The following is a 24772-nucleotide window of genomic DNA, read 5'->3' as shown; positions in this document are numbered from 1 at the left end:
TCGTGTCCGGGCACACCGCCCGTGTCCGGGCACACCGCCCGTGGCGCGTCACCGAAGGATTCAGGCCGTCTTCTTCGACTCCAGCGCCCCCGCCATCGCCACCAGCTGCTCGTACGGCGCCGTGCCCGTGACCACCGTGGTGGAACCCTGGTCCTCGCGGACCAGCGCGTCGTACTTGGGGCCGTCCCAGAACGTCCAGGTCGCGCCCGCGATCTGCTGCGACTTCTCGGTCTTCGTCGCCCGCCTGCTGACCTCGGTGACGAACTTCTCCGTGGGCGCGGTCGACTGCTCGACGGCGACGTACTGGTTCTGCGGGTCGAGGAAGCCCAGGTGCCAGGCATTGTCCTTGGCGCCGTCGTACGACACCGAGGTCGCGCGCCACTTGTCCTGGTCGGGCAGGCCGACGGGGGCCGCCACCGGGTACGGGGCCGCCCTGCGCACGGTCGTGAGCTCGACCGAGTAGTTCACGGTCTTGAGCGGGGGTGCGTCCGATTCGTCGTGCGGGATGAACACATAGATCACAGCCGCCGCGATGCCGATCACCGCCAGCGACTGAAGCATGTTCCGGACTGTCTGCTTGCTGCTGCGCGTTCCTGCCACGACCCCATGTTCTCAGGTCATCCCGCCGCTCATACGTGGGCCCCTCTGCTCAATTTGTCGACGTGCCGATAGAGTCCTAGCACCCTCTTACCTTGCGGCCGTCGCCGTACAGAAAGGTGCGCTCCGATGACCGAGCATCATCTGCCGTCCGAACTCGAGGTCTCGCCCGAGGCCCCCGACCGCAACCTGGCCCTTGAGCTCGTCCGGGTCACCGAGGCCGCCGCCATGGCCGCGGGTCGCTGGGTCGGCCGCGGGGACAAGATCGGCGCGGACGGCGCCGCGGTCAACGCCATGCGGACCCTCGTCTCCACCGTCTCGATGAACGGCATCGTCGTCATCGGTGAGGGCGAGAAGGACGAAGCGCCCATGCTCTACAACGGGGAGCGCATCGGCGACGGCACCGGCGCCGAGGTCGACATCGCCGTCGACCCCATCGACGGCACCACCCTGAACGCCAAGGGCATGCCCAACGCGATCGCCGTGCTCGCCGCCGCCGACCGCGGCGCCATGTTCGACCCGTCCGCGGTCTTCTACATGGACAAGCTGGTGACGGGCCCCGAGGCGGCCGACTTCGTCGACATCAACGCCCCGGTCTCGGTCAACATCCGCCGGGTCGCCAAGGCCAAGAACTCCTCGCCCGAGGACGTCACCGTGGTCATCCTGGACCGCCCCCGCCACGAGGGCATCGTCAAGGAGATCCGGGAGACCGGCGCGCGCATCAAGTTCATCTCGGACGGCGACGTCGCCGGTTCGATCATGGCCGTGCGCGAGGGCACCGGCGTCGACCTGCTCATGGGCATCGGCGGCACCCCCGAGGGGATCATCTCGGCCTGCGCGATCAAGTGCCTGGGCGGTGTCATCCAGGGCAAGCTGTGGCCCAAGGACGAGGCCGAGCGTCAGCGCGCACTCGACGCGGGGCACGACCTGGACCGTACGCTCTCCACGGACGACCTGGTCAGCGGCGACAACGTGTTCTTCGTCGCCACCGGCATCACCGACGGCGAGCTGCTGCGCGGGGTGCGCTACCGCGCGGAGACGGCGACCACGCAGTCGCTCGTGATGCGCTCGAAGTCGGGCACCATCCGCCAGATCGACTCCACGCACCGGCTCTCCAAGCTGCGCGCGTACAGCCAGATCGACTTCGACCGGGCCAAGTGACGACACGGCGCTCCGTATGTGAATGCCTCGTACGTGAATGAAGGGGCGTCCCCGTGGTGCGGCGGGGGCGCCCCTTCACGCACGCGGAGCCGGGCGGTGCTGCGCGATGCCGGGCGGAGCCTACGCGGCGGACGCGGACTTCTTCAGTTCGACCTCGCGCCGGCGGCGGCGGGCGATGACCACCCGGCGCTCGGCCGCCGTCAGGCCGCCCCAGACACCGTACGGCTCGGGCATGAGCAGGGCGTGCTCGCGGCACTCCACCATGACCGGACAGCGGGCGCAGACGCGCTTGGCGGCCTCCTCGCGGGAGAGTCTGGCGGCCGTCGGCTCCTTGGACGGGGCGAAGAACAGACCCGCCTCGTCCCGGCGGCAGACCGCCTCCGCGTGCCACGGGCCCGCCTGATCCTCCCTGGCTGGACCACGCTGCGGCGGAACGGCGGCGACCTGCAGGGAATGATGCGGCGGATGCAGCACGGTCTACTCCTGACGACGGCTTCGCGAGCGAGCGACGATGGAAAAGTCCCTACCCGCTGTGCGCGGGCCTATGCACTGCGTTCCGACCGGCACGGCTCCGCTCGGTCGGCCCATGGCCTGAACTCGCCCTCGCCGCAAGCGCGTTGGCCGTCAAGGGTCCAGCCGCTTGCGCAGCCTCTGGTGGAGGTCGGCGATGAGCTTGCCCCGTTTCGGCTTGGCCTCGATGCTGCCGAAGACCGAGTATCCATTGATGACGACCACCGGAGCCTCCGGATCGTCGGCCTCGAGCGTGTGCACCTCGAAGTTGCCGAAGATTCCGGTGCCGCTCCCGCGCAGGCTCAGGTTTTCCGGGACCCGGACTTCCACATTGCCGAAAATCGCGGTCGCGTTGATGACGGTCAGGCGCTGCTCGAACAGCGCCTCGGTGAGGTCGATGTCGACGCTGCCGAACAGCGAGAAGACATTGGTGCGCCGGCCGACCCGCCAGCGGCCCTTGCGGGTGGAGGCGGAGAAGATCGCGACCAGGTTCTCCGCCGCGACGGGCCCGGCGCTCTCCGCCACCTCGCGCGGTGCGGGCGCGGCCACCGGCCGGGGGCGGGCGCCGCTCGCGGGCAAGTCCTTGACCAGGGGCTCCAGTTCACCGACCGTCTTGGCGCGGTAGACCGCGTCGATGCGCTCGGAGTGCTCGGCCGCGTCGAGACGCCCCTCGGCCAGCGCGTCGCGCAGGATGTCGGCGATCTTGTCCCGGTCGGCGTCCGACGCCCGCAGCGCCGAAGGCTCGGCGTGCTGGATGGGGTCGGCCTTCGCGGGCCGCGCGGGATCCGCCTTGGCGTGCTTTTCGAGGTCCACGGAGGCAGCGTACCCAAACGCGATAGATCGCGACTAGTCGCGGGGCGCCACGGGCTCGGCAACTGAGCCCTACCTCACAGAAACGGCACTCCGGGCGCGGCATACGCTGGAGGGTGCTGTGCCAATGGAGGCCCAGCAGCTGTCTGCCGAGTGAGGAATGGCCGCCCCATGCCAGAGTTTCAGTACTCCGATCTGCTCCCCCTGGGAGAGGACACCACGCCGTATCGCCTGGTGACCGCCGAGGGTGTCGCCACCTTCGAGGCCGACGGCCGTACGTTCCTCAAGGTCGACCCCCAGGCGCTGCGCACGCTCGCCGCCGAGGCGATCCACGACATTCAGCACTACCTCCGCCCGGCCCACCTCGCCCAGCTGCGCAAGATCATCGACGACCCGGAGGCCTCGGGCAACGACAAGTTCGTCGCGCTCGACCTCCTGAAGAACGCCAACATCGCCGCGGCGGGCGTCCTCCCGATGTGCCAGGACACCGGCACCGCGATCGTCATGGGCAAGCGCGGCCAGAACGTCCTGACCGAGGGCGGCGACGAGGAAGCGCTCTCCCGCGGCATCTACGACGCGTACACCAAGCTGAACCTGCGGTACTCGCAGATGGCGCCGCTGACCATGTGGGACGAGAAGAACACCGGCTCGAACCTGCCCGCGCAGATCGAGCTGTACGCGACCGACGGCGGCGCGTACAAGTTCCTCTTCATGGCCAAGGGCGGCGGCTCGGCCAACAAGTCGTTCCTCTACCAGGAGACGAAGGCCGTCCTGAACGAGGCCTCCATGATGAAGTTCCTGGAGGAGAAGATCCGCTCGCTTGGCACCGCCGCGTGCCCGCCGTACCACCTGGCGATCGTGGTGGGCGGCACCAGCGCCGAGTTCGCCTTGAAGACCGCGAAGTACGCCTCCGCGCACTACCTGGACGAGCTGCCCTCCGAGGGCTCGGAGCTCGGCCACGGCTTCCGCGACGAGGAGCTGGAGAAGAAGGTCTTCGAGCTCACCCAGAAGATCGGCATCGGCGCGCAGTTCGGCGGCAAGTACTTCTGCCACGACGTGCGCGTGGTGCGGCTGCCCCGCCACGGTGCCTCGCTGCCCGTCGCGATCGCCGTCTCCTGCTCGGCCGACCGCCAGGCCGTCGCCAAGATCACCGCCGAGGGCGTCTTCCTTGAGCAGCTGGAGACCGACCCGGCGCGCTTCCTGCCGGACACCACCGACGAGCACCTGGACGCGGGCGACGACAACGTCGTACGCGTCGACCTCAACCAGCCGATGGACGCGATCCTGGCGGAGCTCACCAAGCACCCGGTCAAGACCCGCCTCTCGCTGACCGGCCCCCTGGTCGTGGCCCGTGACATCGCGCACGCCAAGATCAAGGAGCGCCTTGACGCGGGCGAGGAGATGCCGCAGTACCTCAAGGACCACCCGGTGTACTACGCGGGTCCCGCGAAGACGCCCGAGGGGTACGCCTCTGGCTCGTTCGGCCCGACCACGGCCGGCCGGATGGACTCCTACGTCGAGCAGTTCCAGGCGGCCGGCGGCTCCAAGGTGATGCTGGCCAAGGGCAACCGGTCCAAGCAGGTCACCGACGCGTGCGCCGCACACGGCGGTTTCTACCTCGGCTCGATCGGCGGCCCGGCGGCGCGCCTGGCGCAGGACTGCATCAAGAAGGTCGAGGTCGTCGAGTACGAAGAGCTCGGCATGGAAGCGGTGTGGAAGATCGAGGTCGAGGACTTCCCGGCGTTCGTCGTCGTGGACGACAAGGGCAACGACTTCTTCCAGGCGCCGGCCGAGCCGCCGACGTTCCTGAACATCCCCGTGCGGGGCGAAGGACAGGCCTGACCGTTCCGGCTCCATCGGGAGGTGGAGCCCGAAGGCCTCCCCCCGGCCCCGCCCCCCCTTGGAATCCCGTGCGCGAATAGGGTCCAAAGCCCCTAAGGGCCCGGTGAATTGGCCGCCTATCCTGGCATGTGTCCGCAATCGCCCCGGCCGCCGCATCGGCCGGGGCGCTTCAATCACCGGGAGGGGTGGCGCAGTTGGGGTGGTTCAGCGGGCCCGGCGGGTTACTGGCGGGGCTGGACCGGACTTGGCCGCTGCGGCGCGCGAAGACGTCACCGACGGCCGCCGCGATGGTCGGCGCCGCGGGACATGTGGTCACGCCGATCCCGCGCGGCGGGTACGGCGAGGTGCTGTTCTGCGTGCGCGGACGGCCCCTGAAGTACGCGGCGCGGGCCCGCACTCCGCTGGGCTTCGGCGCGCGCGTGCGGGTGGCGGCCGCCCTTTCGCCCTCCGCCATCGAGGTGGCACACCTCGGCCCCGCCGTGGACGGCTGTCCATGACGGGGCCGGGCCGGCCTGCCGGTCAGGCGAAGCGCTGGCTCGCGGTGCCGTCACAGGGGCGCAGGGTGAGCGGGTCCTTGGCGGCGCCGAGGGTGGCGCACAGGCTGGTGGCGGCGGCCGGGCGCAGGGTGCCCGAGGCGCGCACCCACTCCTGGTTGGCCGCCCCTGAGCAGTTCCAGATGATCAGCTGGGCGCCGGCGGTGTAGTTCGCCCCCGGCACGTCCAGGCAGCGGTCCTGGGTGAGCTGGGTGTGCACCGACTTGCGGCCGTCGTCGTACCACCAGCCCTGGTTGCGTCCGCCGTGGCAGTCCCAGCCGATGACGGCCGTGCCGTTGGCGCTGCTGGAGGCGGTGACGTCGGCGCAGCTCCCGGTGGCCTCGTTCTTCAGCGGCCGGTAGGCGTCGTCCCAGGCGAGCGGGTAGAGGGTGGGGCTGCCCGTGGAGGCGGGGTCGGCGCAACCGCCTTCCTTGGCACCGGAGTTGTAGAGCTGGGTGAGGCAGGAGGCGAAGGCGCCGTGGCCCCGGTAGTTGGGGTGGAAGGACTGGCGCACGGAGTTGGCGTCCGGCAGGCCCGGCTTGGAGACGTCGATGTAGAGGCCCCTGGCCCAGGTGTCCTCCATGCAGACCTCGTGGCCGTTGAAGAGCCGCGAGTCGTCCAGGTAGGTCGCGCCGGTGGCCTCGGCGGCCTTGCGCATGCCGACCTCGAAGGCGGGCACCGCCGTGTCGCGGCCCCACACGGTGTCGGAGTCGTAGCCAAGGCCGCCGCAGACGAGCTTGCCGGGGAAGGACGGGTTGTCGTGGAAGTCGGGGCCGATGGGGCTCGGGTAGCCCATCACGACGAGCTTGTAGGAGCCGTCGGCGTACCCCGCGTCGCGCATCACGGTCTTGAGGTCGCTCACGGTCGCCTCGACCTTGGGCACCAGCGCGTCGACCCGGGCCTGCCAGCCGGGCTGGTACTTGGACTGGCACGGGCCCTGGAGCAGCAGATAGCGCTCGACGCAGTCGGTCATGACCGGGCCGAACTGGAGGTCGTCGTTGGCGCCCGCGACCAAGAGCACCATTTTGATCCGGGTGTTGCGGGCCTTGATGGCGAGGCTGTCGCTCTGCACGAGTTCGTCGGCGTACTGCTTGGTCCCGCCGATCCTGATGTTGCCGGTGTACGCCCCCGAGCAGGCCACGTTGTACGTCTCGTCGGCCGGGATGCCGGTGCGGTGGACCGCGGAGTCGGGCGAGCGGTGGCACCAGTTGTCGGGCCCGTTGGTGCCGGCCTCGTAGGTGCCGACGCCCTCGCCGGAGATCTCGCTGTCCCCCAGCGAGATCAGGCCGGTCTTCCGGTCGGCCATGGGCCGCTCGGCGGGGTCGCCGTAGAGCTGGGTGGCCTCTGCCGCCCGGATCTTCTCCAGGTCGGGCGGGAGCGGGGTGGACTGGACGGCCGGCGCGGCGGCGGCCTGCGCGGTGGCCGCGCCCGCCGCCATGCCCCCGAACGCGGCCGCCACGGCCGCGGCGGCCGCGAGCGTGCGGCGAAGTCTGTGCCTGGTGCGCGTCATGACGCCTCCTGGTGGGCCTGCGGGGTACGAGGGTCGTCTCCCGGGAGAATGCGGCCCACCGGTATTTACTGGCCGGTAGGGCGTGTTGGGAATAGGTAGAACAAGACAAGTGCTCAACTTTTTCGGAGGTTCATCACCATGAACGACAGCGAGTACCGGACCGAGCACGACTCGATGGGCGAGGTGCGGGTGCCCGCGCACGCCAAGTGGCGGGCGCAGACACAGCGGGCGGTGGAGAACTTCCCCGTCTCGGGGCAGCGTCTGGAGCGCGCCCACATCGAGGCGCTGGCCCGCGTCAAGGCGGCCGCCGCCAAGGTCAACGCCGAGCTCGGGGTGGTCGAGAAGGACATCGCGGGCGCCATCGAGGAGGCGGCGGGCGAGGTCGCCGAAGGCCGCTGGGACGAGCACTTCCCGGTCGACGTCTTCCAGACCGGATCCGGCACCTCCTCGAACATGAACATGAACGAGGTGGTGGCGACGCTGGCCACCGAGAAGCTGGGCCGCGACGTCCACCCCAACGACCATGTGAACGCCTCGCAGTCCTCCAACGACGTCTTCCCCTCCTCCATCCACATCGCCGCGACGGCCGCCGTCACCGCCGATCTGATCCCGGCCCTCGACCACTTGGCGGCCGCTCTTGAACGCAAGTCGGCCGAGTTCGCGGACGTGGTCAAGTCGGGGCGTACGCATCTGATGGACGCCACCCCCGTCACCCTGGGCCAGGAGTTCGGCGGCTACGCGGCGCAGCTGCGGTACGGCGTCGAGCGGCTGCGCTCCGCCCTGCCCCGGCTGGCCGAACTGCCCCTGGGCGGCACGGCCGTGGGCACCGGCATCAACACCCCGCACGGCTTCTCGGCGGCCGTGATCGCCGAGGTCGCGCGCACCACCGGGCTCCCGCTCACCGAGGCGCGGGACCACTTCGAGGCGCAGGGCGCGCGCGACGGCCTGGTGGAGACCAGCGGGCAGCTGCGGACCGTCGCGGTGTCGCTCACGAAGATCTCCAACGACCTGCGCTGGATGGCGTCGGGACCGCGCACGGGATTGGCCGAGATCAGTCTTCCCGACCTCCAGCCGGGCTCCTCGATCATGCCCGGAAAGGTCAATCCGGTCATTCCGGAGGCCGTCCTCATGGTCGCCGCCCAGGTGATCGGCAACGACGCGACGGTGGCCACGGCGGGCGCGGCCGGCAACTTCGAGCTCAACGTGATGCTGCCGGTGATGGCCAAGAACCTCCTGGAGTCGGTCCGGCTGCTCGCCAACGTCGCGCGGCTGCTCGCCGACCGCACGGTCGACGGGATCACCGCGCACGTGGAGCGGGCCCGCGAGTACGCCGAGTCCTCGCCGTCGGTGGTCACGCCGCTCAACAAGTACATCGGGTACGAGGAGGCCGCGAAGGTCGCCAAGAAGTCCCTGGCCGAACGGAAGACCATCCGCGAGGTCGTCCTCGAATCCGGCTACGTCGAGCGCGGCGACCTGACGGTCCAGCAGCTCGACGAAGCCCTCGACGTGCTGCGCATGACCCGCCCCTGACACACCCCTGACACGTCAGCGGCCACCCGGGCCCCCGGCCGCCCCCGTCGCGATCCCCCTCGCGGCGCGGTCTTGACCGCACTCCGTAATATCTGCACATGGCAGGCACAGGAGACGGCACCCCGCACTGGGCGCCGGGGGACCACATCCTCTGGCGCTATCTCGACCACGCTCCCGCGACGAAGGGGCGGGTCCACATCTGCCGCCCGGTCACGGTCGTCCAGGACACCGACGACCTGCTCGCGGTGTGGATGGCGCCGGGCACCCCCTGCGTACGCCCGGTCCTCGCCGACGGCCGCCCCATCCACCAGGAGCCGCTGGCCACCCGCTACACCGCCCCGCGCACCACCGAGCGCGCGCGGTGGACGGGCAGCGGGGTGCTCAAGCTGGCGCGGCCGGGCGAGCCCTGGTCGGTGTGGCTGTTCTGGGAGCGGGGCTGGCGTTTCAAGAACTGGTACGTGAACCTGGAGGAGCCGCGTGCGCGGTGGTCGCGGGGCATCGACTCCACCGACCACTTCCTCGACATCGCCGTCCACCCGGACCGCAGTTGGCGGTGGCTGGACGAAGACGAGTTCGCGCAGGCCCAGCAGGTGGGGCTGATGGACGGCGGCCAGGCGCGGCGGGTCAGGGCGGCCGGGCGGTCCGCGGTCGAGGTGATCACCGCGTGGGGCAGCCCGTTCGCGGACGGCTGGGAGGACTGGCGGCCGAATCCGCGCTGGCCCGTTCCCGCGCTCCCGGCGGACTGGGATCGCACTCCGGCGCACATGACGTCGTGAGACCCTTGATGCGCCCCCGGGGTTCAAACGTAGGATCGTCCTCCGCGGGTCGCGCGGGAGCCGGCAGCGCCAATCGGCCGTACCGGTGCAAGAATTGACCGTATGTCACCACAGGGGGGTGGAGCGTGCCCGGTGCCGACGCCGCCCGGACGAGGCCTCCCCCCACCTCGAGGACTTGGGGGAGGGTATTCAGCGTGGTGCGACCGCAGCACGCATCCTTACCCTGTCGCTGCCACTGCCGCCGCTCGCGGCAGGGCGGATGTCTCATCCCGGACGGACGGAACCCGACGCGTGACGGAGCCCCAGCCCACCTCGCACGAGAGCCGGCACAAGGAACTCGGCCGGCCCACCGAGCAGCCCCTCCCTCACGCCCTTGAGGAGCAGGGGAGGCCCCATGCCGACGACACGCCGCCCGCCGCGCGGACGGGTGCGGAGCCGTCCGGCGGGCACGCCCACGCCGGCAACGGGCAGGACCCCGCGCGCGGCCCGGCCCGAAGCCCCTCCCGGCACACCCCGCCGGGCGCCCGCGCGGCCGGCCGGAGCGCCGGCGTGACCGCCTCCGTGCCGGGCCAGCCCGGGCGCGGCGGCCGGGACGCGGCGGCCGCGGCGGCCGTGCCCGGCGTGGGCGTGGCGCCCGAGGGCGACGGCCCCGGGACGCCGGCCGGCGACGACGGCGCCGAGGCGGTGGCCCGCCGCGAGGGCGACCGGCTGCGTTTCGTGGGCGCCGCCACCCGCAGGATCGCCCGGGGCATAGACCTCGACGAGATCGTGCTCGGCCTGTGCCGCGCCACCGTGCCGACGTTCTCCGACGCCATTCTGGTCCATCTGCGCGACCCGCTCCCGGTCGGCGACGAGCGCCCGGCCACCCCGTTCGTGCTGCGTCTTCGCCGCACCGACCGGCTGCGTTTAGTCGACGAGGCGCTGAGCGAGAGCGCGGAGGCCGAGGGCCTGACCGTGCTCGGCGGCCCCGGGCCCGACCTCACCCCCGCGTCCGAACTGTGCGAGGTGCGCACCGGCGGCGAGCTGAACGAGGTCCTGCGCGGGGTGCGCCCGGTCTTCGCGGAGTCCCCTGCCGCCCGCGCGGCCCTGGCCGAACTGCTCGGCCCCGACCGCACCGTGCCCGGAGGGCGCCGGGCGATCCTCGCGCCGCTGCGCGGCCGGCGCCGGGTGATCGGCGCCGCCGTCTTCGTACGCGGCCCCGAGCGGCCCGCGTTCGAGGCCAACGACCTGCTCGTGGCGGCCCAGTTGGCCACGCACACCGCGCTCGGCATCGACAAGGCGGTGCTCTACGGACGCGAGGCGTACATCGCCGACGAGCTCCAGCGCACCATGCTGCCCGACAGCCTGCCCCAGCCCACCGGAGTGCGGCTCGCCTCGCGCTACCTCCCGGCCGCCGAGACGGCCCGGGTCGGCGGCGACTGGTACGACGCGATCCCGTTGCCCGGCAGCAGGGTCGCGCTCGTCGTCGGCGACGTCATGGGCCACTCGATGACGTCCGCCGCGATCATGGGCCAACTGCGCACCACCGCACAGACGTTGGCCGGTCTCGACCTGCCGCCCGCTGAGGTCCTGCACCACCTGGACGAGCAGGCCCAGCGGCTCGGCACCGACCGCATGGCGACCTGCCTGTACGCGGTGTACGACCCGGTCGCCCACCGCATCACCATCGCCAACGCCGGACACCCGCCGCCGGTGCTGCTCCACCTCGGGGGCCGTGCCGAGGTGCTGCGGGTGCCCTCGGGCGCCCCGATCGGGGTCGGCGGCGTCGACTTCGAGGCGGTCGAGCTGGACGCTCCGGCGGGCGCCACGCTGCTCCTGTACACCGACGGCCTGGTCGAGTCGCGCCTGCGCGACGTGTGGACCGGCATCGAGCAGCTGCGTGAACGGCTCGCCGCCACCGCCCAGTTGACCGGGCCCGACCACTCGCCGCCGCTCGAAGCGCTCTGCGACGACGTGCTCGACATGCTCGGCCCGGGCGATCGCGACGACGACATCGCGCTGCTCGCCGCCCGCTTCGACGGGATCGCGCCGAGCGATGTGGCGTACTGGTTCCTCGACCCGGAGGAGACCGCCCCCGGCCGCGCCAGGCGCCTGGCGCGCAGGGCGCTGGAGCGGTGGGGCCTGGAGGAGCTGACCGACTCCGTGGAGCTGCTGGTCAGCGAGGTCGTCACCAACGCGGTGCGCTACGCCGAGCGGCCGGTCACGCTGCGGCTGCTCAAGACCGACGTCCTGCGCTGCGAGGTCGGCGACGACTCGCCCCAGCTGCCCCGCCAGCGCCGGGCCCGCGAGACCGACGAGGGCGGGCGCGGCCTGTTCCTGGTCAACCGCCTGGCCCGGCGCTGGGGCGCCACCCGGCTCTCCGGCGGCAAGGTGGTCTGGTTCGAGCTGCCCACCCGCCCCTGAGGGAAGGCCCCGCCAGGACGGCACACACGCCGACGGCCCCCGTCCCGGGATTCCGGGACGGGGGCCGTCGGCCGTCACAGTTGCTCAGTTGGGGATGAACGGATCGTCCGGCAGGCTCGGTCCGCCCGAGTTCGACGGCGTGGGCGGCGCCGACTTCGAGGGATGGTGCGAGGGCGACCCGCTCGGCGGGCTGCTCACCGACTTGGACGGGGTGGGGCTCGTCGTCATCGACGGCGGGGCGCTCGGCGACTTGGATGCCGGGGCGCTCGGCGTCTTCGAGGGCGTCGAGCTCGGCGACTTCGGCGGCGTGTAGGCGGGCTCGACGGCCGCGCCCTGATCGGTGTCCAGGTCGAACTTGGCGGTGCCGCCCTTGACCGCGTCGAAGGTGTACGCGGCCCATATGCGGGCCGGGATGGAGCCACCGTTGACACGGCCGTCCTCACCGGCGCCGTTGACCATGGTGACCTGGCCGCCCTTGGGGATGTGGACGTCCTTGCCGTCGACCTTCACCGTGCGCGGATCGGCGGCCTCGCCCCACATCCCGACGGAAGTGACCAGATCCGGGGTATAGGCGGTGAACCAGGCCGACTTGTTGTCGTCGGAGGTACCGGTCTTGCCCGCGACCTGCTTTCCGTCGCGGTTGTCGGCGGCGGCCACCGAGTCCTGGGCCGTACCGTCGTCGACCACGCCGGTGAGCACCGAGGTGACGGCGTCGGCCGCCCCCCTGCTGATGATCTGGCTGCCGATGGGGTCGGGCTTGTTGTACTTGTGGTCCTTGTGCTCGGCCGACTTCACGATCGACGGCGTGACCTTCTTGCCGTGGTTGTCGAGCGTGGCGTAGACCGCGGCCATCTGGAGCGGGCTCGATCCATAGGAGCCGAGCGTCATGGAGGGCAGGGGATTTTTGCCCTTGATGGAGTCCATGCCCATCTCCACGGCGGTGTCACGGACCTTGGTGAGGTCGGCGTCGACGCCCATCTGCGCGAAGACGGAGTTGATCGACTTGTTCATGGCGACCTGGACGCTGACAGGCCCGTAGTTGCGGTGGTCCTCGTTCGGCGGGTCGAACGCGACCTTGCTGCCCTTCACCGGCCGTCCGCTGTCACCGTCGTAGATCGTGTTCGCCTTGATCGGCTTGCCGTCCTGCGTCTCGGCGCCCTCGTTGAGGGCCGCCGCGAGGATGACCGGCTTGAAGGTCGACGCGGGCTGGTAGGTGGTGTTCTGCGCGTTGCTGAGCTGGTGCTTGATGTAGTCCTGGCCGCCGTAGAGGGCGACCACGGAACCGGTCTTCGGGTCGACCGAGGCCGCGCCGGCCTGGAGGTCGGCGTCGACCTTGCGCTTCTTCGGGTCGAGTTTGCTGGTCAGCTTCTCCTTGACCGCGTTCTCCAGAAGCTTCTGCTTGGCGGGGTCGATGTTGAGCGTGACCGTCCAGCCGCCCCGGGCCAGCACGGCGGGATCGACTCCGTTGGCGGCCATCTCGCTCTTGGCGGCGTCGACCAGGTATCCGGTCTGGCCCTCCATGCCCGGCGCGACCTTGGCGTCCATGGGCGGCTCGAACTTCAGGTTCTTGCGCTCGTCCGGCGTCAGCCACTTCTTCTCGACCATGTTGTCGAGCGCCTTGTTCCAGCGGCCCTCCACCAGCTGCTTGCCGACGGGGCCCGCCGTCTGCCAGTCGTACTGGCTGGGGGCCTGGAGCAGCGCCGCGAGGTAGGTGCCCTCCTCCAGCGTCAGCTTGGAGACGTCCTTGCCGTAGTACGCCTGCGCCGCCGCCTGGATGCCGTAGGCGTTCCGGCCGTAGTAGCTGGTGTTCATGTACCCGGCGAGGATTTCGTTCTTGCTGTAGCGCTGGTCCACCTTGAGGGAGATCACGATCTCCTTCAGCTTGCGGGTGACCGTCTGCTCCTGCGTCAGGTAGTTGTTCTTGACGTACTGCTGGGTGATCGTCGAGCCGCCCTGGGCGCCCTTGCCCATCAGGGTCTTCAGGATGCCTCGGGTGGTGCCCTTGAAGTCGACGCCCTTGTCCTCGTAGAACGTCTTGTTCTCCAGCGCGACGAAGCTGTGCTGGATGGGCACGGGGACCTTGTCGAGGCCGACCGTCTCGCGGTTGACCGTTCCGGTGCGGGCGAGCACCTGGCCGTTGGAGAGCTTGAAGACGTTGCTCTCCATGTGGGCTTCGGCGTTGTCGCTGGGGATGGGCACCATCAGGTAGATGGCGTAGAACGCGCCCATCGCGAGAAGGCAGAGCCCGAAGAACGTGCCGAGCATCTTCTTCCAGGTGAAGAACCGGCGTATGCCCTTCTTCTTCACCTTCTGTTTGGCTCGGCGCGTCCCGCCCTGCCGGGCGCGCCGCTCTTCCGCTCGGCCCATAACCTCAGTCGCTCGCCTTCATATGACTCACCAGACTCGCCAGATCAGCTCAGAAAACTAACACCGCACGTACGGACAAAGCGGATCCGATCACGTCTTTTCCGTACGTGAGAATCAGCACCTGCCCCATGGGAACCGACGAGCGAATCGTGCCAAGGGTTGCGAGCGATCTCGACACCGCCCCGATTTGCCCTCCAATGCCCCGGTCGCGAGCCACTATTCACGCCGGGTATACACCGCAGGTATACCTAGTGCGTATAGTGCCTTCCATCAAGCGACGCCTTCCGCCGCGGGTGATCCCTTCGCCCACGGGCGGCGGCAGTTGAGAAGCGAGGCACACGCCATGTCCATCGGACACACCCTGCTCGGACTCCTGGAGTCGGGCCCACGCCACGGGTACGACCTCAAGCGCGCCTTCGACGAGAAGTTCGGCCACGACCGCCCGCTGCACTACGGGCAGGTCTACTCGACGATGTCCCGGCTCCTGAAGAACGGCCTCGTCGAGGTCGACGGCGTCGAGGCCGGCGGCGGCCCCGAGCGCAAGCGGTACGCCATCACCGAGGCCGGCGTCACCGATGTCGAGACATGGCTCAGGCAGCCGGAGAAGCCCGAGCCCTACCTCCAGTCGACCCTCTACACCAAGGTCGTCCTCGCCCTGCTGACTGGCCGCGAGGCGGGCGACGTGCTGGACACCCAGCGCGCCGAGCACCTGCGCCTGATGCGCGTACTGACCGACCGCAAGCGCCACGGCGACCTCACCGACCAGCTGATCTGCGACCACGCCCTGTTCCATCTGGAAGCCGACCTGCGGTGGCTCGAACTGACCGCCGCCCGTCTCGGCCGGCTCGCCACGGAGGTACGCGCATGACGCCCGCCGGCTCCCTTCTCGTCGCCCAGGACCTGCACAAGGCCTACGGCCCGACGCCCGCCCTCGACGGCGCCGCCTTCTCCATCCACCCCGGCGAGGTCGTCGCGGTGATGGGCCCCTCCGGCTCCGGCAAGTCGACACTGCTCCACTGCCTCGCCGGGATCGTCACCCCGGACTCCGGGAAAATCACGTACGACGGCCGCGAGCTGTCCGCGATGCCGGACGCCGAACGCAGCGCCCTGCGCCGCACCGAGTTCGGCTTCGTCTTCCAATTCGGCCAGCTGGTACCGGAGTTGACCTGCGTGGAGAACGTGGCACTGCCGCTGCGCCTGACCGGCGTCAAGCGCAAGGAGGCCGAGCGCAGGTCCCTGGAGTGGATGGAGCGCCTCGAGGTCGCCGACCTCGGGCCCAAGCGTCCCGGCGAAGTCTCCGGCGGCCAGGGCCAGCGGGTGGCCGTGGCCCGCTCCCTGGTCACCAAGCCGCGCGTCGTCTTCGCCGACGAGCCCACCGGCGCACTCGACTCGCTCAACGGCGAACGCGTCATGCAGTTGCTCACCGAGGCGGCCCGCTCCACCAACGCCGCGGTCGTCCTGGTCACCCACGAGGCGCGGGTCGCGGCGTACTCGGACCGCGAGATCGTCGTCCGCGACGGCAAGTCCCGCGACATGATGCTGGAGCACGCCGTATGAGCCTGCTGCGCGACCTCGCGTTCGGCGCCAGGTTCGCCCTCACCGGCGGCCGTGAGGGCTGGACGCGCACACTGCTCACGGCGGTCGGCGTGGGTCTCGGCGTCGCCCTGCTCCTTGGCACCACCGCGCTGCCCGGCGCGCTCACCGCCCGCCAGGCCCGCGACAACGCCCGCAACGACTACGGGGCCTCCACCAACGAAGGCCCCGGCCAGGACACCCTCCTGATCGGGCGCGCCGACACCCAGTTCAAGGGCGCGGACGTACGGGGCAGGCTGCTCCAGGCGGAGGGGCCCAAGTCGCCGGTGCCGCCCGGTGTCTCCACCCTTCCCGCGCCCGGCACCATGGTCGCCTCGCCCGCCCTGCGCGACCTGCTCGCCTCCCCCGAGGGCGAACTGCTGCGCCGGCGCATCCCGTACAAGGTGACCGCGACCATCGCCGACCGGGGCTTGATGGGCCCGCACGAGCTGGCCTACTACGCGGGCAGCGACATCCTCAAGAAGCGCGACGACGAGGTGAGCGATCGCGGCGAGGTGGTGCGGGTCAAGGGATTCGTCAACGCCGTCCAAGAGAAGCTGGACCCGGTCCTCGCGCTGCTCATCGTCATCATCTTCGTGGTGCTGCTCATGCCGGTCGCCGTGTTCATCGCGGCCGCCGTGCGCTTCGGCGGCGACCGGCGCGACCGCAGGCTCGCGGCGCTGCGCCTGGCGGGCGCCGACCGGCGCATGACCCGCTGGATGGCGGCGGGCGAGGCGCTGGCCGGAGCGGCGGTCGGCGTGGTCATCGGCGCCGTGTTCTTCCTGATCGGCCGCCAGTACGTGGGCGACGTCACGGTGGCGGGGCTCAATGTCTTCCCCTCCGACATGGACCCGAACCCGCTGCTCGCGGTGGGCGTGGTGCTCGCGGTGCCGGCGTCCGCGGTGGCGGTGACCCTGTTCGCGATGCGCTCGGTGGTCGTGGAACCCCTCGGCGTGGTGCGCACCACGGTGGCGCGCAGGCGGCGCCTGTGGTGGCGGGTGCTGCCGCCGCTCGCGGGCGCGGGCCTGCTGCTGCCGATGATGGGCCGGGGCCGTGACAACGGCATGTTCAACCAGGCCCAGGTGATCGGCGGTACGGTGCTGCTGCTCATCGGCGTGACCGCGCTGCTGCCCTGGCTGGTGGAGGCGGTCGTACGCGGACTCGGCGGCGGCCCGGTCGGCTGGCAACTCGCCGTTCGCAGGCTCCAGTTGACGTCCGGCTCGGCGGCCCGCATGGTGAACGGCATCGCGGTCGCGGTGGCCGGGGCGATCGCCCTTCAGATGCTGTTCGGCGCCGTCGAGGGCGACTATGTGAAGGCCAACGGCGAGGACACGAGCCGGGCCCAGCTGGTGGTTCCGCTCGGCGACGCCTCGCCCGACGCCCAGTCCCGTGAGATCAGCGCCATCAAGGGCACCGAAGGCGTGACGGCCACGGTGGTGCTGGGTTCGCTGGACGGCGGCGACAAGGCCAAGGAACCCCAGCACTTCACCCCGGTCACGGTCGCCACCTGCGCGGACCTGGGCCAGATCGCGGCCCTGCCCTCGTGCCGGGACGGCGACGCGTTCCTCGCGACCGGCGGCGACTGGCAGCCCGAGGGACTTCCCGCGCCGGGCGGCACGCTCTACCTCGACCCGACCAACGGCGGCTCCACCACCAAGGGCGCGGAGGTCCGCTGGACCGTTCCGGCGAGCGCCCGCAAGGTCGCGGCCCGCACCGACCCGGGCGGCCAGCGCCGCCCCGGCGTCCTGGTCACCCCGGGCGCGCTGCCGCACGGTGTCAAGCTCCCGGTGCACTCCACGGTGTACGTCTCCACCTCCCCCGGTGACGACCTCGCCAAGGAGCGGGTGCTGACCCAGGCGGCCGAGGCCGACCCGCTCAGCTCGGCGCACGCACTGACCGGCACGCGGACCAACGCCCGGTTCGCGGGGGTGCGCCAGGGCCTGTACATCGGGGCCGCGGCGGTCCTGATGCTGATCGGCGCGAGCCTGCTCGTGTCGATGCTGGAGCAGCTGCGCGAGCGCAAGAAGCTGCTGTCCGCGCTCGTGGCCTTCGGCACCCGGCGCACCACCCTCAGCCTCTCGGTCCTGTGGCAGAGCGCGGTGCCGATGGCGCTCGGCCTCGCACTGGCGGCGGCGGTGGGGCTCGGGCTCGGCTCGGTGCTGCTGCGGATGGTGGGCCGCCCGGTGACGATCGACTGGGTCCCGGCGGTGTCGATGGTGGGCATCGGCGCGGGCGTGGTGCTGCTCGTCACCGCCCTTTCGCTGCCACCGCTGTGGCGCCTCATGCGCCCGGAGGGACTGCGCACGGAGTAGCCTCGAACGCCCTAACTGCCATGGACCCCAAGGGAGTTCGAGCGCTCCGGCCCTACTTGGAGACCCGTACCGGAAGGTCGCGCAGCGCCCCGCGCAGGGCGGCGGCGAACTCCTCGAACTCGCCCTGGCGCGCGGCACCCGTCCGCATCGCCAGGGCGATCGTGCGGGAGGGAGCGGGCTCGGCGAAGTACCCCGTGACCAGGCGGTCGTTGCGCCCCGTCTCGATCTCGACGGCGGTGCGCGGCAGCAGCGTCACGCCGAGCCCGCCGGCCACGAGCTGCACCAGCGTGGAGAGCCCGGCCGCGGTCGTCGTCACCGGCGCCCCGTCGGTGCGCCCGGCCTCGCGGCAGATGTCGAGCGCCTGGTCGCGCAGGCAGTGCCCCTCGTCGAGGAGCAGCAGCCGCAGTTCGCGCAGCGCCTCGCGGGGGATCTCGCTGCGTCCGCCGAGCCAGTGGTCGTGCGGGGTCACGAGTACGAAGTCCTCGTCGAACAAGGGGAGTTCACTGACGCCGGGCACCCCGAGCGGCACGGCGAGCAGCAGCAGATCGAGCCGTCCCGCCGTGAGCCCTTCGAGCAGCGAGGAGGTCTGCTCCTCGTGGACCTGGAGGTCGAGGTCGGGGTAGCGCTCATGGACGAGCCGCAGCACGGCGGGCAGCAGATAGGGCGCCACGGTCGGGATGACGCCGAGCCTGAGCACCCCGGTGAAGGGCGCCCGTACCGCCTCGGCCACCTCCATCAGCTCGCCGACCGCGTCCAGCACGGCCTTGGCCCGCGCCGCGAGCCGTTCGCCCGCCGGCGAGAGCAGCACCTTGCGGGTGGTGCGCTCCAGGAGCCGCACGCCGAGGGTGTCCTCCAGCGAGGAGACCGCGCCGGACAGGGCGGGCTGGCTCATCCCGATCGCGGCGGCCGCGTCACGGAAGTGCAGATGCTCCGCGACCGCCGCGAACGCGCGCAGCTGCGCCAGGCTGGGCTGCTTGCCCCGGTTGCTCAGAGCCACGGATCGACGCTCCTCTTACTTGGGCCCACTGATAGGCACCTCCGATCAGGCTGACCCAGTCTAGCTATTTCCCTGATCAATGCCTCCTGTGCCAGGATCGGTAATCCGTCCAACCCCCCAGGAAGCTTCCGAATCCGCTCGAATCGGTACTTCCTCGTTTTGCTAGGAGAGCGCGTGCTCACTGTTGGTGACCAGTTCCCCACGTACGACCTGACTGCCTGTGTGTCGCTGGAGAGCGGCCAGGAGTTCCAGCAGATCGACCACAAGACCTACGAGGGCAAGTGGCGCGTGGTCTTCGCGTGGCCCAAGGACTTCACCTTCGTCTGCCCCACCGAGATCGCCGCCTTCGGCAAGCTGAACGACGAGTTCGCCGACCGTGACGCCCAGGTCCTCGGCTTCTCCGGTGACTCCGAGTTCGTGCACCACGCCTGGCGCAAGGACCACCCGGACCTGACCGACCTGCCCTTCCCGATGCTGGCCGACTCCAAGCACGAGCTCATGCGTGACCTCGGCATCGAGGGCGAGGACGGCTTCGCGCAGCGCGCCGTCTTCATCGTCGACCCGAACAACGAGATCCAGTTCACGATGGTGACCGCCGGTTCCGTGGGCCGTAACCCCAAGGAGGTCCTGCGGGTCCTCGACGCCCTCCAGACCGACGAGCTGTGCCCGTGCAACTGGACCAAGGGCGAGAACACCCTCGACCCGGTCGCGCTCCTGGCCGGTGAGTGATCCATGTCCCTCGACGCGCTGAAGTCCGCCGTCCCGGACTACGCCAAGGACCTGAAGCTGAACCTCGGCTCGGTCATCGGCAACTCCGAGCTGCCGGCCCAGCAGCTGTGGGGCACGGTGCTCGCCACCGCCATCGCCTCGCGCAGCCCGATCGTGCTGCGTGAGCTGGAGCCGGAGGCCAAGGCCAACCTGTCGCCCGAGGCGTACTCGGCCGCCAAGTCGGCTGCCGCCGTCATGGCGATGAACAACGTCTTCTACCGCACCCGCCACCTGCTCTCCGACCCGGAGTACGGCACGCTGCGGGCCGGTCTGCGGATGAACGTCATCGGCAACCCGGGCGTGGAGAAGGTCGACTTCGAGCTGTGGTCGCTCGCCGTCTCCGCGGTGAACGGCTGCGGCCAGTGCCTGGACTCGCACGAGCAGGTCCTGCGCAAGGCCGGCGTCGACCGCGAGACGATCCAGGAGGCCTTCAAGATCGCCGCGGTGATCCAGGCCGTGGGCGTCACGCTCGACTCCGAGGCCGCGCTCGCGGCGTAACCCCTCCGGGGGCCGCGGGTAACTCACCCGGCCCGGGCCCCACGCTTTCGCCCCGTCGTCATGCGGCGGGGCGAAGTGCTGCCCAGGGGGCTGGTGCGGGCGCGGGCGTCGGGTTTGCCGGCGAGCTCGCGGCGGGGGCCTTCGGGGAGTTGACGCGGACCCGCTGGATATATCCGGAGGCGGCGCTGCGGCCTGTCACGGCAGCGGAAACACTTCCGGATAAATCCGCGCACTCCGTCCAGGAGCAGTACGCGCTTCTGCGGCCGAGTTGAGGCCGCAGGCGGTGGCCCGATGGCGGGACCACAACGTTCAGGAAACGCCCCACCAGATGACGATACAGAAAATCTGCGCCAACCCTATCGCCGCGATGAACACTTCGCCGCGTAGGCGGGATATTCGGGGATGCTCAGTCGCCACGAAGACCTCGTGAGCGTTCTTGGGGTCGTACGAGATTTTCAGCACCCCTTGCGGACGCACGACCTCCCCTTTGGTCCGCAGAGTGACGAGCTTCCTCTCGTCGGCGATCGGCACCCTTTCAAGGACATGCCGAGCGATCCCGCCCCCTTCGCTCTCCACATGGATGCACCGGGCGGATGTCGTGACCCTTCTGCGATAAGCAAAGATGTCCGCCACCGCAAGCCCTACGGCACAGGCCACCCAAGCCGCACCTCCTAAAAAGATTCCCACCAACACTCCAGAGAAAAAGCCCCGAAAAGGGCCGTGGTTGTCACTTGACAATCTCCAGATCCCCCAAGCGGTCGGTTCGCCCGCTTCTTCGGGTGAACCGCACGGCCCCCGGACGTGCATCGCTTGGTACCGCACCACGGTCGGTCAGATGAAGTACAGAGCGGCAAACGGCAAGAGCATGACGTGCATGACAACCAGCACCATCAGTCCGCCCCTCAAATCGCGGCGAGCCTGAGATTTGCCACCGAACAGCTCCATTTCCGTGCGTGCTCTGCCATATGGCGCCTTGGGGTCGTAAATGATTCGAACCTCTTCACCGTCATGCGCCAGACGACCGCTTCTGAGGGAGCTGCTGTATGAGGACCGGTATCCGTCCAGAGTTCTGAATCGAAAGAACTCCGCCACTTGCCCCTCGTCCCATGACGCGCCGGTACATGTGGCGGGAACCGTCACCCCGGCCTTACGGAGACGACGCTCCACCAGCAGCGGGTACACGCCGAACGGAATGACATAGATCGCGAGCGGCAGGGACATGACGAACACATATAAAAGCCATGCGGCGTTTCGATACATCCACCCGCCCACAAAACCCCCACGGTACGCCAAGATCGCAAAGTTAGCGTAAAGTATCACATGAGGGCAGAAAAGATCAAGAGTTATACCGACCTCGAGCCGACTGGTTGAGCAAATGGATATTCATCCGGGCCCCTGCCGCCTGATGGCATCACGCAGGTTTTGCGGGTACGAATGACCAGCACCCCGATTGCGCATGAAGCTCAACGAGGTCAGTACGAAGCCGAAAAGCTGAAGAAGGCGAGGCAGGACCCTCGCGCGTTCCGTGCCGCCCGCGAACCTGTCCGTCGCCGTGCGGATCGTCGGCTTCGTATCCGGCGGCGCGGCGGCACCGTCGAGAACGTACCCTCCAGGGACTGGGGCGGGCTCTTCGGGTTCGCGGGCGGGGGCCTTCGGAGGCGTCGTTCGATACCCGGGCGGCCCCTTTTGCTGCCCGCCCGGGGGGTTACTCGGGCTTTTCGGCGGGTGGGCCGGGGGGCGGGGTCTCGTCGTGCGTCGGCGCTTCGGGGGCCGCATCGGAGGGCTTCTCCTCGTGCGTCGGCGCGGACGCACCGTGGCCGGGCTGCGTGGCGTCGGGAAGCGTTCCGCCCGGGCCCGGCTCCTCGGGGGACGCCGTCGCGCCCTCCGGTTGCGCGGCGCGCATCGCGTTGTCGCGGGCGTACTGGCGCAGATAGCCGACCACCGTGTTGGTGACGGCGACCAGCGGGACCGCGACGACGGCGCCGCCGATGCCGGCCACCAGACCGCCGGCGGCCACCGAGAGGACCACCGCGAGCGGGTGCACCCGCACCGCGCGGCCCAGGATGAACGGCTGGAGCACGTGCCCCTCGATCTGCTGCACCGCGAGCACCACGAGCAGCACCATCAGGGCGTTGAAGACGCCGTGGGTGACCAGGGCGACCACGACCGCGAGCGCGCCCGAGACGACCGCGCCCACCAGCGGGATGAAGGCGAACAGGAAGATGAACACGGCGAGCGGCACCGCCATGGGCACGCCGAGGAAGTAGATCCCTACGCCGATGCAGATCGCGTCGATCAGAGCCACTATCACCGTGCCGCGCACATACGCCGTGAGCGTGCGCCAGGCCTTCGGACCCGCGCCCGCCACCCCCGGCCGGGCCGCCGCCGGCACCAGCTTGAGCACCCACTGCCAGATCTTCGGGCCGTCATAGAGCAGGAACAGCGTCGAGAACATCGCCAGGAGCATGCCGGTGAGCACTTCGACCAGGACGGTCACGCCCTGGAGTCCGGCCGTGGTGATCTCGTTGGTGTTGGCGCCGATGGTGTCGCTGAGGTTCTTGGCGATCTGGTTGATCTGGTCCTCGGTGACATGGAACGGGCTGTTCAGGGCCCAGCTCTTCAGCTCCTCGATGCCGCCCTGCACCTTGTGGGACAGGTCGTCGAGGTTGTCCATGACCTGCCACACCACGAACCAGCCGACGAGCCCCATGATGACGAACCCGGAGATCGCGGTGATCGCGGTGGCGAGCCCGCGCGGCAGTCCCCTGCGCTTGAGCCGGGCGACGGTCGGCTGGAGCAGCGCGGTGATCAGCAGAGCCGCGACGAACGCGAGGACCACCAGGCTGACCGCGCTGATGATCTGCGTCAGTACGTAGATGGCCCCGGCCAGCACGAGCAGCCGCCAGCCGACCTCGGCCGCGACCCGCATGCTCCACGGCACCGCGTGCACCGGATCGGGCCGGGCCGCCACGGCCGGCGCGTACGTGGGCGGCGGCGGCACGTGGTCGGGGGCGTGGTCCTGCGAAGCGTCCGCCGGCACCCGGGACCTGGCCGCTGCGGCTTCCCGTACGGCCCGTGCCGGGGCCGCCTTCGGCGCGTGGGCCGCGACCGGGACGGAGACCTCCTCATCGGCCCCGGCCTCCGTCTCGGCCCTGCGCTCCTCAAGGCGCTCTCCCCACCGGGTCAGGCCGGCGCCAAGCCGTGCGAGCAAACCGGGCACTGTCGACATGATCCCGCCGTTCCCTTTTCCCCGGCGCCGGTTCTCCCCGGCGCCTCCCCCGTGCTGTCCGAAGCCGACCGTACACGGGCGAAGCCCCGCACCGAAGGACGGTGCGGGGCTCCACGAGGTTGAGTGGCCCTGGAGGTTTCCCTCGGGACCGCCCAACCGGCCGGACCAGTACCTGCCCAACCGGCCGGACTAGGGGGTGTCTGGTGGATCAGGGTCGGTCAGGGCACGGCGTCTGGTGCGGTGCATCGCAAGGCGCCGGAGCGTCTCGATAGCGGAGCTATCGGGGCGATTCGGCAACGCCGCGAGGTGCCGTGCCAGACGCCGCGCCCCCGGCCATGGTCCACCAGACACCCCCTAGTACCAGCTGTGGGACTGCCAGTACGACCAGGCGCCGCAGGGGCTGCCGTAGCGCTCGTTCATGTAGTTCAGGCCCCACTTGATCTGGGTGGCCGGATTGGTCTGCCAGTCGGAGCCCACCGAGGCCATCTTGTTGCCGGGCAGCGCCTGGACGAGACCGTAGGCACCGGAACCGGCGTTGGTGGCCTGGTAGTTCCAGCTCGACTCGTTGTTCACGATGTGGCTGAAGCACTGGAACTGGCCGGAGGGGACGATCTGGCGGGCGATCGCCTGGATCTCGTCGACCGTGTAGGAGCTCTTGACCGCGAAGTCGGTCCGGCTCGCCGAGCGGCTGGCCGCCTGCGTCTCCAGATCGCGGGCCTTGGCCTCCTGATCGGCCTTGTCCTTCTTCTCCTTGTCGGCGGCGTCCTTCTTGGCCTTGGCGTCCTGAGCGGCCTGGACGCGCGCGGCCTCCTCGGCGGACTTCTTCGCCGTGGCGCTGGCCTGCGCGGCCTGCGCGTCCGCCTGCTGCGTCAGAGAAGCGGTCTGCACCTGGGCCTGCTGGCCGGCGGGGAGGTCCGCGAGGAGCGTCGTGCCGGCCGCGGTTGCCTCGAAGTTGTCGTTCGAAGCGGCGGCGGGGCTGCCCGCGGCAACGCCGACTACGGCGCCAACGGTGGTGACCGCAGTGGCAGATGCCACCGCGAATCCCCGGACCGAGATCCGGCTCACACGGTTTCCTTCCAGCGGCGTCCGCACGGGTGACCTCGCGGACGCGATCGTGCCCCTGGCTCTCTCCTCCCAACTGCTGGGTCACGGGAGGAACTGACCCGATGGGCAACTTCCTCGCGGGAAGCGCCGCGTGATGCGCGGGCGGCATACGGCTCGGCTATTGAGTTGCGTGGGTACCGGGGTACCCGGGATACAGGGGTGCCGTATGCGGGGCCTGACGGATCCAAGACTCTGCCGGAAGGCGACGCCGCGAAGCAATTCTCCGTTGCGTGGGAAACGTCACACCACGTTC

Annotated in this window: 21 protein-coding genes; 11 read left to right on the top strand and 10 right to left on the bottom strand. The window is 70.2% G+C overall.

Annotated elements, in window-relative coordinates; all coding sequences use genetic code 11:
* Positions 1-60 precede the first annotated feature (60 nt).
* Positions 61-600, bottom strand: coding sequence for a DUF4245 domain-containing protein (locus ACFYM2_RS28655; RefSeq protein ID WP_388840222.1), 540 nt, complete (start codon positions 598-600; stop codon positions 61-63).
* Between the two features lie 126 nt (positions 601-726).
* Between ACFYM2_RS28655 and glpX the strand changes: the two genes are divergently transcribed.
* Positions 727-1758, top strand: a complete 1032-nt coding sequence (gene glpX / locus ACFYM2_RS28650) for a class II fructose-bisphosphatase (RefSeq protein ID WP_350232418.1) — start codon at positions 727-729, stop codon at positions 1756-1758.
* Positions 1759-1878: 120 nt separating this feature from the next.
* Here glpX and ACFYM2_RS28645 read toward each other — a convergent pair whose 3' ends face one another.
* Together ACFYM2_RS28645 and ACFYM2_RS28640 are read right to left on the bottom strand one after the other, a co-directional pair.
* A complete protein-coding gene (locus ACFYM2_RS28645; RefSeq protein ID WP_350232417.1) occupies positions 1879-2232 on the bottom strand; it encodes a WhiB family transcriptional regulator in 354 nt (117 codons plus the stop codon).
* A 150-nt stretch (positions 2233-2382) separates the two neighbouring features.
* Positions 2383-3081, bottom strand: a complete 699-nt coding sequence (locus tag ACFYM2_RS28640; RefSeq protein WP_388456595.1) for a DUF1707 domain-containing protein — start codon at positions 3079-3081, stop codon at positions 2383-2385.
* Positions 3082-3249: 168 nt separating this feature from the next.
* Here ACFYM2_RS28640 and ACFYM2_RS28635 point away from each other — a divergent pair, with 168 nt between their 5' ends.
* Both ACFYM2_RS28635 and ACFYM2_RS28630 read left to right on the top strand, forming a co-directional pair.
* The gene (locus tag ACFYM2_RS28635) at positions 3250-4920 is read left to right on the top strand and encodes a fumarate hydratase (protein WP_359004948.1); all 1671 of its coding nucleotides are present in this window, start codon (positions 3250-3252) and stop codon (positions 4918-4920) included.
* Positions 4921-5105: 185 nt separating this feature from the next.
* Positions 5106-5417, top strand: a complete 312-nt coding sequence (locus ACFYM2_RS28630; RefSeq protein ID WP_388456597.1) for a hypothetical protein — start codon at positions 5106-5108, stop codon at positions 5415-5417.
* A 22-nt stretch (positions 5418-5439) separates the two neighbouring features.
* Here the strand turns inward: ACFYM2_RS28630 and ACFYM2_RS28625 are convergent, their stop codons facing one another.
* A complete protein-coding gene (locus tag ACFYM2_RS28625; RefSeq protein ID WP_388840219.1) occupies positions 5440-6963 on the bottom strand; it encodes a ricin-type beta-trefoil lectin domain protein in 1524 nt (507 codons plus the stop codon).
* A 138-nt stretch (positions 6964-7101) separates the two neighbouring features.
* On the opposite strand from ACFYM2_RS28625, the gene ACFYM2_RS28620 reads away from it, so the two are divergent.
* From ACFYM2_RS28620 to ACFYM2_RS28610, 3 genes are all read left to right on the top strand, one after another.
* Positions 7102-8493 (top strand): class II fumarate hydratase, encoded by a 1392-nt coding sequence (locus ACFYM2_RS28620; RefSeq protein WP_388456599.1) that lies wholly within the window; start codon positions 7102-7104, stop codon positions 8491-8493.
* A gap of 98 nt (positions 8494-8591) precedes the next feature.
* The gene (locus tag ACFYM2_RS28615; RefSeq protein ID WP_388840216.1) at positions 8592-9269 is read left to right on the top strand and encodes a DUF402 domain-containing protein; all 678 of its coding nucleotides are present in this window, start codon (positions 8592-8594) and stop codon (positions 9267-9269) included.
* Between the two features lie 291 nt (positions 9270-9560).
* Positions 9561-11672: a SpoIIE family protein phosphatase gene (locus ACFYM2_RS28610; protein ID WP_388840213.1), complete on the top strand. Its 2112-nt coding sequence runs from the start codon at positions 9561-9563 to the stop codon at positions 11670-11672.
* Positions 11673-11756: 84 nt separating this feature from the next.
* On the opposite strand, the gene ACFYM2_RS28605 is transcribed toward ACFYM2_RS28610, so the two are convergent.
* Positions 11757-14039: a transglycosylase domain-containing protein gene (locus ACFYM2_RS28605; RefSeq protein WP_388456603.1), complete on the bottom strand. Its 2283-nt coding sequence runs from the start codon at positions 14037-14039 to the stop codon at positions 11757-11759.
* Between the two features lie 343 nt (positions 14040-14382).
* On the opposite strand from ACFYM2_RS28605, the gene ACFYM2_RS28600 reads away from it, so the two are divergent.
* Genes ACFYM2_RS28600 through ACFYM2_RS28590 form a run of 3 tightly spaced genes read left to right on the top strand, consistent with a single transcriptional unit; the run spans position 14383 to position 17923 of the window.
* Entirely contained in the window at positions 14383-14907 is a 525-nt protein-coding gene (locus ACFYM2_RS28600; RefSeq protein WP_350232410.1) for a PadR family transcriptional regulator, read from the top strand.
* Positions 14904-15596, top strand: a complete 693-nt coding sequence (locus ACFYM2_RS28595; RefSeq protein ID WP_388840210.1) for an ABC transporter ATP-binding protein — start codon at positions 14904-14906, stop codon at positions 15594-15596. The genes ACFYM2_RS28600 and ACFYM2_RS28595 overlap by 4 nt, the downstream gene beginning before the upstream one ends.
* Entirely contained in the window at positions 15593-17923 is a 2331-nt protein-coding gene (locus tag ACFYM2_RS28590) for an FtsX-like permease family protein (protein WP_388840207.1), read from the top strand. Before ACFYM2_RS28595 ends, ACFYM2_RS28590 begins: the two co-directional genes overlap by 4 nt.
* Before the next feature lie 52 nt (positions 17924-17975).
* Here the strand turns inward: ACFYM2_RS28590 and ACFYM2_RS28585 are convergent, their stop codons facing one another.
* The gene (locus tag ACFYM2_RS28585; protein ID WP_359004972.1) at positions 17976-18920 is read right to left on the bottom strand and encodes a LysR substrate-binding domain-containing protein; all 945 of its coding nucleotides are present in this window, start codon (positions 18918-18920) and stop codon (positions 17976-17978) included.
* Between the two features lie 174 nt (positions 18921-19094).
* On the opposite strand from ACFYM2_RS28585, the gene ACFYM2_RS28580 reads away from it, so the two are divergent.
* On the top strand, positions 19095-19649 hold the full coding sequence (locus tag ACFYM2_RS28580; protein ID WP_261712501.1) for a peroxiredoxin: 555 nt from the start codon (positions 19095-19097) through the stop codon (positions 19647-19649).
* Positions 19650-19652: 3 nt separating this feature from the next.
* Entirely contained in the window at positions 19653-20186 is a 534-nt protein-coding gene (locus ACFYM2_RS28575) for an alkyl hydroperoxide reductase (protein ID WP_350232406.1), read from the top strand.
* Positions 20187-20495: 309 nt separating this feature from the next.
* On the opposite strand, the gene ACFYM2_RS28570 is transcribed toward ACFYM2_RS28575, so the two are convergent.
* From ACFYM2_RS28570 to ACFYM2_RS28555, 4 genes are all read right to left on the bottom strand, one after another.
* A complete protein-coding gene (locus ACFYM2_RS28570; protein WP_359004978.1) occupies positions 20496-20717 on the bottom strand; it encodes a hypothetical protein in 222 nt (73 codons plus the stop codon).
* Positions 20718-21017: 300 nt separating this feature from the next.
* Complete coding sequence (locus ACFYM2_RS28565) at positions 21018-21407, bottom strand: hypothetical protein (RefSeq protein ID WP_388456609.1); 390 nt, start codon at positions 21405-21407, stop codon at positions 21018-21020.
* 484 nt (positions 21408-21891) lie between these two features.
* Positions 21892-23415, bottom strand: a complete 1524-nt coding sequence (locus tag ACFYM2_RS28560; RefSeq protein WP_388840204.1) for an AI-2E family transporter — start codon at positions 23413-23415, stop codon at positions 21892-21894.
* A gap of 354 nt (positions 23416-23769) precedes the next feature.
* On the bottom strand, positions 23770-24480 hold the full coding sequence (locus ACFYM2_RS28555) for a transglycosylase SLT domain-containing protein (protein ID WP_388456611.1): 711 nt from the start codon (positions 24478-24480) through the stop codon (positions 23770-23772).
* Positions 24481-24772 lie beyond the last annotated feature (292 nt).

The sequence above is a fragment of the Streptomyces sp. NPDC006711 genome (assembly GCF_042869775.1).
Classification (GTDB): domain Bacteria; phylum Actinomycetota; class Actinomycetes; order Streptomycetales; family Streptomycetaceae; genus Streptomyces.
The sequence above is the reverse complement of the archived record's forward strand: the minus strand, read 5'-3'. Positions and strand labels throughout refer to the sequence as shown.

What these genes read in the sequence shown, in the direction of transcription:
- glpX (WP_350232418.1), top strand. Translation starts at nt 727, where the DNA reads ATGACCGAGCATCATCTGCCGTCCGAACTCGAGGTCTCGCCCGAGGCC.
- ACFYM2_RS28635 (WP_359004948.1), top strand. Translation starts at nt 3,250, where the DNA reads ATGCCAGAGTTTCAGTACTCCGATCTGCTCCCCCTGGGAGAGGACACC.
- ACFYM2_RS28625 (WP_388840219.1), bottom strand. Translation starts at nt 6,963, where the DNA reads ATGACGCGCACCAGGCACAGACTTCGCCGCACGCTCGCGGCCGCCGCG.
- ACFYM2_RS28620 (WP_388456599.1), top strand. Translation starts at nt 7,102, where the DNA reads ATGAACGACAGCGAGTACCGGACCGAGCACGACTCGATGGGCGAGGTG.
- ACFYM2_RS28615 (WP_388840216.1), top strand. Translation starts at nt 8,592, where the DNA reads ATGGCAGGCACAGGAGACGGCACCCCGCACTGGGCGCCGGGGGACCAC.
- ACFYM2_RS28605 (WP_388456603.1), bottom strand. Translation starts at nt 14,039, where the DNA reads ATGGGCCGAGCGGAAGAGCGGCGCGCCCGGCAGGGCGGGACGCGCCGA.
- ACFYM2_RS28600 (WP_350232410.1), top strand. Translation starts at nt 14,383, where the DNA reads ATGTCCATCGGACACACCCTGCTCGGACTCCTGGAGTCGGGCCCACGC.
- ACFYM2_RS28595 (WP_388840210.1), top strand. Translation starts at nt 14,904, where the DNA reads ATGACGCCCGCCGGCTCCCTTCTCGTCGCCCAGGACCTGCACAAGGCC.
- ACFYM2_RS28590 (WP_388840207.1), top strand. Translation starts at nt 15,593, where the DNA reads ATGAGCCTGCTGCGCGACCTCGCGTTCGGCGCCAGGTTCGCCCTCACC.
- ACFYM2_RS28575 (WP_350232406.1), top strand. Translation starts at nt 19,653, where the DNA reads ATGTCCCTCGACGCGCTGAAGTCCGCCGTCCCGGACTACGCCAAGGAC.
- ACFYM2_RS28565 (WP_388456609.1), bottom strand. Translation starts at nt 21,407, where the DNA reads ATGTCCCTGCCGCTCGCGATCTATGTCATTCCGTTCGGCGTGTACCCG.
- ACFYM2_RS28560 (WP_388840204.1), bottom strand. Translation starts at nt 23,415, where the DNA reads ATGTCGACAGTGCCCGGTTTGCTCGCACGGCTTGGCGCCGGCCTGACC.